Below are 10,220 nucleotides of genomic sequence, written 5' to 3'. Positions count from 1 at the left end.
GATTCTCTATTTCCACAGGGGCACTCGAATGCTTAAATGCTTGCCAGGCAAGATAAAATAAATAAGCGGCACCGGCGTATTTGATAATGGAAAAAACGACAGAAGATTGATATAAGATGGCCGATATTCCAATCGTCGCCGCCGTAATATGTATGAGCAGCCCTGTGCAAAGCCCCAATGCTGTAAAAATACCGGCCCATTTATTTTGTATCACACTTTGGGTCATTACAAATAATAGGTCAGGCCCAGGCAGAAGGGTCAAAGCTACAGCTACGCCCAAGAATGAGAGGAGCAGACTAATTTCCATGTGTTTTTCTCCCTTCGTTTTATTAGGCACCAAAAAAGCGAACAGGTCCATGCTTTTCTTCTACAATTTTATGATCCATCAAAATTGATAGAGCACTCTATATTCTTTCAAAACTATGAAAAAGGCGCCTCTCCAGGAGGACGCCTAAAATAAAAAAAGCTCCAAAGGATACTCGATACGTGTCTTCAAAATCAAAATATGAGAAATTTTTTTATTGTAATACTTCTTCTGCTTGGCGAAAAGAATCATTTGGAACATAGATTTGATACGTACATCTCATGCCTCTGCCTACCCCGGAATGGCTCAATGTCTTTGTTTTTGGCTTAAAACCATTATTCTTAAGAGTGCCAACCACACGATAATATTCAGTCAAATCCCTCGTCGCATAAACCATTTCCCACTCTACGAATGTACGCTTAAACATTCCTTTGATCTTAATGATACATCCCCCGCCTATCTTTTAAATGTCCATAATCCTCCGTCATATATACAGTATGAAAGAGCAATTAAAACTATGCGCTCCATTTTTGATGGAAAATGCTTTGATTTAAGGATATGGAATGAATCATTGAAGAGCACATAATCTTTAAGAATAGGTTTCGATACGCATATGGAATTTTCCTTCATAGAAGATAAAAATCGTGGAATAAGCTCTTACCTCATCCCACGAATACCTTCAATACCTTCTGGATTCTCCATATTTATCAGTGTTCTCTGAAGGGGGCCAAGAAAAATGGCCATAAATAATCCAAAGAGTATAAAAACTGCAGCTATTCCGATAATAATGCCCAAACTTTCACCACCTTAGAATACTTTTCTCCTCTCTTTACCCGGGGAGTCTAGTTCGAACCCTGTTAGAGCCCAAAAATACATTAAATCCTTCTTGAGAGAACCTCTACTCCTTTTTCTCCACCAATTAACACGACATCTGCCATATTCGTAAATATTCCTGTTTCGACAACTCCGATCAATTGTTTTATTTTGAAGTGAATGGATTCAGGCTCTGTCATTCTTCCAAACTTGCAATCTACAATAACGTTCCCATTATCTGATACAAAGGTTTGTCCATCTTTTTTTCTCACTTCAGTTGTGCAGCCTAGTATTTGTAATCTTTTCATAGTCATGGACAGACCAAAAGGTAAAACTTCAACAGGAAGAGCCCTGGCACCAAGAGTTTCGACCATTTTGGATTGATCCCCAATAATGATGACCTTTTCAGCTCCAGCCATTACAATCTTTTCCCTGACGAGTGAGCCTCCTCCTCCTTTTAACAAATTAAAATGAGGATCGATTTCATCTGCACCATCTACCACTAGATCTAAAGTTTTTACAGATGAAGGGTCACATAAAGGAATACCGAATTCTTTCGCCCAGTTTTCTGTACGTTTTGAAGATGGTACCCCGTTCATTTTAAGTCCTTGCTTTATTTTATTACTGAGCAATTTCATCATCCAGTACACAGTAGAACCTGAGCCTAACCCAACGACCATTCCGTTTTCAATATACTCTGCTGCTTTTTCTCCTGCATTCTTTTTACTGTAATCAGCTATAGAGTCAAGCTTTTCATAATTACTCTGTTCGGACAACATTCTTCACCCTTCACTTATGAATTCACGACATCTCGATTCACGAGGTAGGTTGGAATTTTTCCTGTTAAAACATCGGCAACATTTTGAGCGGTTTTACGTTTAAGTTCCAATTCTGATTCGATAGAATAATAAGCTGAATGGGGGTTTAAGATCACATTATTCATATGTAATAGAGGATTATCAGGTTCAATTGGTTCTGTTACCAATACATCTAAACCTGCTCCAGCAATTTCCCCGTTCTGTAGAGCTCTGATCAAAGCACCTTCGTCGATCACGGGTCCTCTGGATGTATTAATAACAAAAGCACTATCTTTCATCCAGGAAAACTGTTCATCACTAAGCAACCCTTTGGTTTGAGCATTAAGAGGAGGATGAACGGAAATGTAATCGGATTGTTCACAAAGGGTCTGCAAATCCACCATTTTCACTCCTAAAGAAGCAGCCAATTCGTGTGAAACAAAAGGGTCATAGGAAATAATATGTAAACCGAACGCCTTTGCCTTCTTTGCTAATGCTTGTGGGATATTCCCTAAGCCAATGACTCCTAAAGTTTGTCCGTTTAATCGATAAACAGGCTTCATGATTTTTGAATCCCAAGTCCCCTGTTTTACAGATTCATTAAGCTGAACAATTTTTCTTGCACATGCCATCATCAATGCAAAAGCATGATTAGAAACTTCATCAAGACAGTAATCTGTTACATTGCAAACCATTTTTCCGTTTTTTGTCGCTGTTTTAACATCTATGGTGTCAAAACCAACACCGTATCGTGCGTATACCTTACATCGATCAAGAGTTTCAATTACCTTTCGAGTAATTGGGGCATACTGACTTATGATTCCGTCAACATTTTTCCCTGCCCTGATCACCTCATCCTCAGTCTTACATTGAGCTTCAATCACTTCTGCCCCTATTGATTCAAGTACTTCTTTCTCCGGGATTAATGTTTCATAACTGAAGTCAGAGATTAACACCTTGAATTTACTCAACGCTTCCACTCCTTATTTAGTATCTTATTGCAATAAACAAAATTTTAAGTTCGTTATAAGATTGAAAATATTTTCATAGAATAGTATAAATCTTCGAAATATTTTTTGCAAACGCTTTAAATTATAGGTATGCGCATTTTACCTGTTTAACTATTTAGAATAACTTTAATGTCTAGTTCTTCCTAACGCAGTAGTGGTCCTATTACTCGCTGTCTAGTGCTGGATGCCCGTTTATTGAAGAAGCCTCGTAAATCCCTTGGTATTAAAAATCTTTCAAATCACCAGCATCTTCAATCTAGCTCTCGATGGCTCGCCTTCCAGTAAGTTTTTGTCCCGTTGTTTTTAATTATAGAGCTTGATGGTATGTAAGAGTATAAGGATTAAATTCAATACATCCATACTCGAAGAGACAGCATTCAGTATAATAAGAAATTTCAAAGTTGGAGTCAGCCATCCTATTAAAGCTAAAACTAATGGAAAAAGCATTGAAATGATTATAAAAGGGCATAGAGAAATAAATGCAAACCTTGTTATTGTAATTTGCTCCTCTGAATTTACATATCCCCCAAAAAGAGTGAAGCCAACGAAAGTTTTTTGGGACTTCAAGAAATGCGGTATACACACAAGATGAAGTAACTCATTGATGATTATCAAGAATAAAATGGCTAATAACTCGACAAATCCGAGTGAAATGGAAAAACCATCTTAGTTATTCCGAATTCTCTCAAGGTCAAACTTGAAACTGACTGGATGATCAACAAAGAAATCAGCACATTCAAAATCATGAATGGAAAAGAAAGTACAATCGACCCAATAAGAGATTTGGGCTCTCTCATTGACTTCCACCCTTGGTCCACTAACTTTTGCTGATCTTCTTTCCTGTTTTTCGGTAAACCGTGAAGGATTTTCACTTGAGGATCCTCCCTCGTATAGTAGAATAGATATTTTCGTCCACAGCGTGTTCAACCGAAGTGTTTTAGAATTGGAAGCTTCACTTACTGAAAGAGAAAAACAGTTCGCTTTTCACAGAGGGAGAGGAAAGGTAGTAAGTTTGCCGAACACCTTCATTCTTATCATCATAAGCTCAAGACAAGCTCCTTTCTGTTAACTGTTTACCCCAATCTTTTGTACTACTCTATTAACCTTCCTTAGTCATGGTTATAAATCTTGAAGAATCCGTATCAAACTCATCTTTCTTGATGAACCCTAGTTTTCCATATAGATGAATAGCTCGTTGATTGAAAGTAGCCACAGATAACCTGATTGGGCTGGCGTGATAACTTTTTTCGATGTCATTCAATATCCATCTACAAAACATCAAACCGTTTCCCTGCCCAGTAAACTCAGGGTTCATTCCAAGCCCCATATCAATGTAACCTTCAGGATACACCTTGGCATTATATCCAGCAGGAACCTTTGCAGCCTCCCCCACACAATAGTACCCAAAGATTCGATTTTGATCATCTAGCAGTACAGAATAATCCCCTTCTATAAATTCCTTTACGACTTCTTCCGATTCTTCGTTATTGTAAAAATCATACGGTGACTCATATTCCCATTTTACTATTTCATTAATTAGCTCTTCGTTCATTGCTCTTTTATTCAACTGCATGGTTTTCCTCCTCAAGTATTCTCATTAATACCACATGAATAAATTCAAATCCTCATACATTATAAAAAATCACTAAAGGGGGAGTGATGTGATGAATCCTTTTCATAGCCTCTGTCAACAATATGCAACTATCTTAAATGGTAAGCCAGAAGTTCACAATGGCGTTTGTTCTGTAGAATTTCATCGTAATCTTCAAGTGACAATCCAGGGCCGGCCGAGTCGGTCGGAGCCACGCTGAGATGTCCTTTGAATCGCTCGATCAGAGCGGTAACGCATTAAATCTAGGAGAAATCGTCCTTCTAGAAGAAGAAGTTCCATATTTCTCGAACGTTCTTGTAAGAAATGGAATCATCATCAGCGCTCTTCATAACCATTGGCCATATACAAACCCAACTATATTATACCTGCACTTCCAAGCCGTTGAATCTCCCTTATCCTTTGCAAGAAAAACGGCAGAAGCTTTAAAGGTTTTAAAAAAGTAATGGCCTATCTATACTTGTCCAATGGTCGTTTACGAGTTTTTAGTTAGGAACCTTTCTTTTGTAATTATATAAAAAACCCTGAAACTCACTAGTTTCAGGGTTTCCTCATAAAATTGGATTTTTCTAAATACTTTTACTTCAGCAAAATTATTGTAACATTCAAAATTCATAATGTATATATATTCCATAATCAGTCAGTAATCTCTATTTCTATGCAGACTTTTCCTGCTGATTCATTTCTTTTCGCTTTTGTTTTACATCCATCTTCGTCAAGATAGAGACGACTAAAGCGATAATAAACAATCCTGCGAAGTAGATGAGGCTGCTTTCATAACTTCCAGTTGTATCCTTCATCCATGCTGCGAAGATCGGGCCTACGAGTCCGGCAGCTGCCCATGCAGTAAGGATATACCCATGAATCGCACCAAGCTCTTTCGTTCCGAAGAGATCACCAATATAGGCAGGCATCGAAGCAAAACCACCGCCATAGCACGTGTAAATGACAGCGAGACATACGACAAACAGTGTCACGCTCGCCGTCCAAGGAAGTATGAGAAATAAAAAGATTTGTAACACGAAAAAAGCTAAGTAAGTGTTGCCGCGTCCGATATAGTCAGAAGCACTGGCCCAACCAATTCTCCCGAGACCATTGAATATTCCCATAATCCCTACCAAACTAGCGGCTGCAGCTGTACTCATGCCAATGCTTTCTTCAGCAAGGGGTTTAGCAGCGGAAATTACAGCTATTCCACAAGTTACATTGATAAAGAGCATTAACCATAGATAATAAAAACGCTTCGTTTTCAACGATTCCTTTGCTTTCATGTTTGCCAGATCCTTTTTATCAGGATCGCTCTTCTCTTCTTCACTATACCCTTCAGGTTTCCAATTTTTAGGAGGTCGCGCAAGATAAAGAGAAGAGACTATCATAACAATAAAATAACTAATGCCTAATATATAAAACGTAGCCGCAATTCCAACAGTGCCAATTAACGCATCCATTACAGGGCTGGCAATAGCGGCAGCAAAACCAAATCCCATAATCGCCATTCCTGTTGCAAGACCTCGTTTATCAGGAAACCACTTCACCAGCGTAGAAACAGGTGCTATGTAACCAACACCCAGCCCGATGCCTCCTAATACACCGTAAAAAATATACAATAACCCCAGGGAACCAACATTCACTGCGATGCCTGAACCGGCTACCCCTATTCCGAAGAATATGGCTGCTGTAATCCCTGCAACTCTAGGTCCATGCTTCTCTACAAACCATCCTAGAAAAGCTGCAGAAAGTCCTAAGAACAGGATGGCAAGACTGAATGTAAACTGCACTTGGCTTGCTGTCCAACCAAATTGTTCACTAAGGGGAACTGTAAAATTACTCCAGGCATACACAGAACCAATTGATATATGTATCCCTACGGCACACAATGCAATTAACCAGCGATTTTTAATTTTCTTATTCGACATATTCCACCTCACCATTTTGTCATTAATGGGCTTATTTCCATTATTTAGCGCTTTCAAACCACTAAGTGTGCATAGAAAATGTCAAAAAAGCCCGATTCCTTATTAGGAAACGGGCTTCTCATTAAGGGAGACAGCCTAAATTGTTGGATTCTTTTGAAGATAAACTTTAAACCTCTTCGTGCCTATGATGAATAATAAATATGGTTTCGCTTCAAATGGGTAATATTCCAGTCTGTCAGGTACCATTGCTAACTTCTCAAATAAATGATTTGTTGTCATTACCTCATTCAGTTCAATGATGGCCTCACTTTGATTTTTCAAGGTAAACGACAGCTTTGAATATCCTTCATTCTGCAGAAAATCAATCAATTCCATAAGTTAACTCCTTGCTGGTCCATAATTTCTATCACTTTACCCCTCCAAGGGTTCAGGCGCACATGAGGATAGGTTGGCAAAGACCTTCAGAGGGAGAATGGGGAGACAACATAGAGGCTAAATACTGCGATATCATCTATTCTTTCGCTTAGCTCTTCTAGTGAAAAATAATAGTAGGAAAAGGAAGGCAATCAAAAGGATTACCGGTGGTCCGTATACGAATGAAAAATAGCTTAATTGGCTCTTCTCAACCGGCAAATCGTTCTTATATTCGTCTTTGCTGTTTTTGATCTCACCTGTAGGTAATGCATAAACATGACTATCTTGACTTCCAACAATCAATGTATCATTCACAATAATCGGGCCAGATGGGGCAAGGGTACCACCTAACTTCTTCCTGCCTAATTCTTCACCGCTTGCCGCATCCATAGCATGGACGAATCCCTTTGCGTTCGAGAAATACACCGTTCCGTCCGCTGCTACAGGAGGAGCTTTCATAACAGTATTCTTAAATTCCCACAATCTCTCCCCTGTTTTTAAATCATAAGCATAGAACTTCTCGGTAATAGGGCTGCCTACGAACACTTTTCCCTCATAGATCATGGGCGCTCCAGATTTATTATTCTTCACCATCTCCCCAACCCCAAGACTGTCTTTCCATAACACCTCTCCTGTTTTTGTATCCATAGCATAAATCATGTGTTCAGGATGGGTCTCACGCTCCCCTGTAACTGACTTGATCATCTCTTTATAAACCTCTACGGTACCAAATTCGTTGTAAACTTCTCTATAATTCATTGCTTTAGGTGTTTCCAAAGCTGTTGTTATGATGATCTGATCGTCAATTGCAGGCGGCACATCATCAAGGCCCGCATAGACTTCGTCAAATTCTGTTTTCCAGTTAATTTCCTCAGAGGCTACATTCACAGAATAAAACGTATAAGGTTTGGGTCCTCCACCTCCGACAAAGATGCTTCCATCAGAATAGTTAGGTGAGGACATACTAACAACCGAGCCCAACTTAATTTTTGCAGCTTCTTCACCGGTACCTGCATCCAATTTGTAGAGATGTGTATCACCTGTTGCTGCATAAACGTAGCCATCATGAAACAAAGGAGTAGGCATTACCTCTCCGTCAGTCGTATGGTTCCACTTCACTTCCCCGGTTTCAGCATTAAGCGCAAGGACTCCACTCTCTTCGGTCCCCCTTAACGCGCGGTCTTGAAAAAAACGATTCCCATACCCTACATAGATTGTACCGCCCTGATAAATCATTTCTGAATGAACCCAGTTAGGAGCTTGACTTTTCCAAAGTTGTTTACCTGTATGTATATCAAAAGCAAATAACTCCCCGGTATTATGGTTTCCAGCGAACAGCCTGTCTCCTACGACTACAGGGGTTGAACGGATCTCGTCTCCAGTTTGAAATGTAGTGGAACTAAGGGGATCCGCTCCTTCTATAGTACTAACAGGATTGTTCGCATCGTTCAATCGATATTCCAGCCATTCTCCTGGACCAAATGCTGCACCTGCATAGGTTGGGACTATTAGTGATGTCATTAAAAAAGCTGTTATGAAGACCATCGTCTTTTTCATAAATCTTTTCCTCCTCAAGAATTCCTTTGAAATAATACAGAAACCTATTAATTCTCGTTCATAGGAAATTACCCTTTTCAACAGCTTATTAAAACTACTTTGAAGTGGAGATGCGATTATTTTAAAAAAAGCTTATCGCTAAAGTAAGCGACAAGCTTATGGGTCAATCTTTTCTAGCTCAACCAAACTCGTTATTTCTATATCGTTTAATGCCTGTGCCGCCAGTTTGTCTGCCTCACGGTTTCTTTTTCGTGAAACAACCTCATACTCAGGTTGAATGCCTAACTCTTCGATTTTTTCTTCAATTCGGTCAGCCCAATTCGAGAGTTCTTCTTCTAAACAAGGCCATTCCCCGCTCAATTGGTTGATTACTACCTGTGAATCTCCGATAAACTTGACAGGAATGTGATGCACTTGCATTAGTTCTAATTCTTTTAATGCCAGGTGGAGAGCAGCGTATTCGGCTTCATTATTTGAATGCAACTCCTGCACGTAGGCATTTCTTCTAAGGCGTTGAGATTTTCCGTTCTGATCATAGTAAATAGCGCAGCCTAAACCTGACTCTCTTGTATTAAGATCATATCCACCATCAAAATAGACGGTTATATTATGGGGTTCTGTTTCAATACCTTTCAAAAATTTCTTCAATTCTTTCACAGTCCATGAGTTGTTATGCTGATCGATAAAAATCAACCTCTTTGATCGTCCAGACTTCTCTAAATCTTCGGCAATCAGCAATGCTTTCTCTGAAGACATCTCTTCTGAGGAGAGTGTGGTTTTGGTACCCTTTTTTGTTTGGTATGTACATTCAATTCTTACTTTCATAAAAAAGACCACCTCCAATAATTTATAATGATTCGGCTTCTAGACAGTGTTCCCTGCTATGATTGTAAATATGTCATCTGCTCGTTAAATAAAACCTAACAGAATATGAAAAAATACAAAATAGTTGAACAGGAATACTGACTCTGAAATAATGAGTTAAAATTAATCTTTGCGGGGGTGTAAAGGTGGAAGCATTCATCCGATTTGATCAATACAATTACATTCAAGACCAAACGAAGAACCTTGTCCAGGGTCATACAACTTCGAATGACTCAGCTGTAACACAAGCATTGAAATCCATGACGCACGAGAAAGTATTGGAGTGCTTTCAAGAGCTTGAGAGCGAGCAAAAAGAACTTCTGGAACAAGTGCAGCATATTAAGGATGAAACAGAAGCGATATTTTTCCTATCCAGGTTGAAGCAGCTCATCGTACCCTTCCCACAGTTGAATGAAAATGAAGTAAAAAAACTGTTTCCTAAAATAAAGAAATTTAAAATACCCAATTTAAACGAAATCAATTGGAACGAGCTGTCTTATTTAGGATGGACTGATCATGGCTCCAATCGGAAGTATATGATCACATATCAAAATGGGAAATTCGAGCCATTCAAGGCTCGTTTACCCCTTCAGCACAGAAGGGGATGTGTACGATTTGCAATGAATATGAACATGTAGGAATGTTTACGGCGACGTTGAAAGGCAAAAATGCAGATAATATTGTAAGACGGGGAAATTACATTTGCCATGACAGTCAGATATGTAATCATAACTTGAAATCAATAAGACCGCTTAATTCATTCTTCGAATTAATGAAAAGAAAATAATTCATGAAAACCCCTGAATGGAGTTCATTCAGGGGCTGTTTTCAACTACGTTACTAACACTTTTCAAAAAATTTTGAGCACGGTCCATTTCTTCATGAGGGAACGAATAACCGTGAGCACGCCCGACTTTTAATGCCAGCTCATTAAAG

At 39.1% G+C, this 10,220-nt stretch carries 13 protein-coding genes and 1 pseudogene; 2 read left to right on the top strand and 12 right to left on the bottom strand.

The features are described 5' to 3' along the window. The 8 genes from LD39_RS05635 to LD39_RS05610 form a co-directional block, all read right to left on the bottom strand. Window positions 1-307: LysE family translocator (locus tag LD39_RS05635; protein WP_035543805.1), on the bottom strand; the 307-nt coding region annotated here is incomplete at its 3' end. A 211-nt stretch (window positions 308-518) separates the two neighbouring features. Beyond that, the gene (locus tag LD39_RS05630) at window positions 519-731 is read right to left on the bottom strand and encodes a hypothetical protein (RefSeq protein WP_035543797.1); all 213 of its coding nucleotides are present in this window, start codon (window positions 729-731) and stop codon (window positions 519-521) included. Between the two features lie 230 nt (window positions 732-961). After that, window positions 962-1,099 (bottom strand): hypothetical protein, encoded by a 138-nt coding sequence (locus LD39_RS22510; protein WP_156112573.1) that lies wholly within the window; start codon window positions 1,097-1,099, stop codon window positions 962-964. 80 nt (window positions 1,100-1,179) lie between these two features. After that, window positions 1,180-1,896, bottom strand: coding sequence for a ribose-5-phosphate isomerase RpiA (gene rpiA, locus LD39_RS05625; protein WP_052158745.1), 717 nt, complete (start codon window positions 1,894-1,896; stop codon window positions 1,180-1,182). Window positions 1,897-1,910: 14 nt separating this feature from the next. Next, window positions 1,911-2,885, bottom strand: a complete 975-nt coding sequence (locus LD39_RS05620) for a C-terminal binding protein (RefSeq protein ID WP_035543795.1) — start codon at window positions 2,883-2,885, stop codon at window positions 1,911-1,913. Window positions 2,886-3,227: 342 nt separating this feature from the next. Next, entirely contained in the window at window positions 3,228-3,539 is a 312-nt protein-coding gene (locus LD39_RS23470; protein WP_369793217.1) for a DUF3267 domain-containing protein, read from the bottom strand. Window positions 3,540-3,550: 11 nt separating this feature from the next. Next, window positions 3,551-3,796, bottom strand: coding sequence for a hypothetical protein (locus LD39_RS23465; RefSeq protein ID WP_052158744.1), 246 nt, complete (start codon window positions 3,794-3,796; stop codon window positions 3,551-3,553). A gap of 227 nt (window positions 3,797-4,023) precedes the next feature. Beyond that, window positions 4,024-4,497 carry a GNAT family N-acetyltransferase gene (locus LD39_RS05610; RefSeq protein ID WP_035543794.1) on the bottom strand — a complete coding sequence of 158 codons (474 nt, stop codon included), beginning with the start codon at window positions 4,495-4,497 and terminating at the stop codon, window positions 4,024-4,026. Between the two features lie 91 nt (window positions 4,498-4,588). On the opposite strand from LD39_RS05610, the pseudogene LD39_RS05605 reads away from it, so the two are divergent. Then, window positions 4,589-4,979 (top strand): annotated as a pseudogene (locus LD39_RS05605) (DUF1259 domain-containing protein). Between the two features lie 210 nt (window positions 4,980-5,189). Here LD39_RS05605 and LD39_RS05600 read toward each other — a convergent pair. The 4 genes from LD39_RS05600 to LD39_RS05585 all read right to left on the bottom strand — a co-directional run bounded on the left by LD39_RS05600 (window position 5,190) and on the right by LD39_RS05585 (window position 9,245). Next, window positions 5,190-6,449 (bottom strand): OFA family MFS transporter, encoded by a 1,260-nt coding sequence (locus tag LD39_RS05600; protein ID WP_035543792.1) that lies wholly within the window; start codon window positions 6,447-6,449, stop codon window positions 5,190-5,192. 135 nt (window positions 6,450-6,584) lie between these two features. After that, complete coding sequence (locus LD39_RS05595; RefSeq protein ID WP_035543789.1) at window positions 6,585-6,824, bottom strand: hypothetical protein; 240 nt, start codon at window positions 6,822-6,824, stop codon at window positions 6,585-6,587. Between the two features lie 132 nt (window positions 6,825-6,956). Then, window positions 6,957-8,420 (bottom strand): PQQ-binding-like beta-propeller repeat protein, encoded by a 1,464-nt coding sequence (locus tag LD39_RS05590; RefSeq protein WP_052158743.1) that lies wholly within the window; start codon window positions 8,418-8,420, stop codon window positions 6,957-6,959. A gap of 156 nt (window positions 8,421-8,576) precedes the next feature. Then, complete coding sequence (locus tag LD39_RS05585; protein ID WP_035543787.1) at window positions 8,577-9,245, bottom strand: ribonuclease H family protein; 669 nt, start codon at window positions 9,243-9,245, stop codon at window positions 8,577-8,579. A gap of 185 nt (window positions 9,246-9,430) precedes the next feature. Between LD39_RS05585 and LD39_RS05580 the strand changes: the two genes are divergently transcribed. After that, the gene (locus tag LD39_RS05580) at window positions 9,431-9,922 is read left to right on the top strand and encodes a FusB/FusC family EF-G-binding protein (RefSeq protein ID WP_052158742.1); all 492 of its coding nucleotides are present in this window, start codon (window positions 9,431-9,433) and stop codon (window positions 9,920-9,922) included. Window positions 9,923-10,220: the final 298 nt, after the last annotated feature.

This window comes from Halobacillus sp. BBL2006, assembly GCF_000786645.1.
Lineage (GTDB): Bacteria > Bacillota > Bacilli > Bacillales > Halobacillaceae > Halobacillus.
This window is presented reverse-complemented; position numbering and strand designations above follow the sequence as displayed.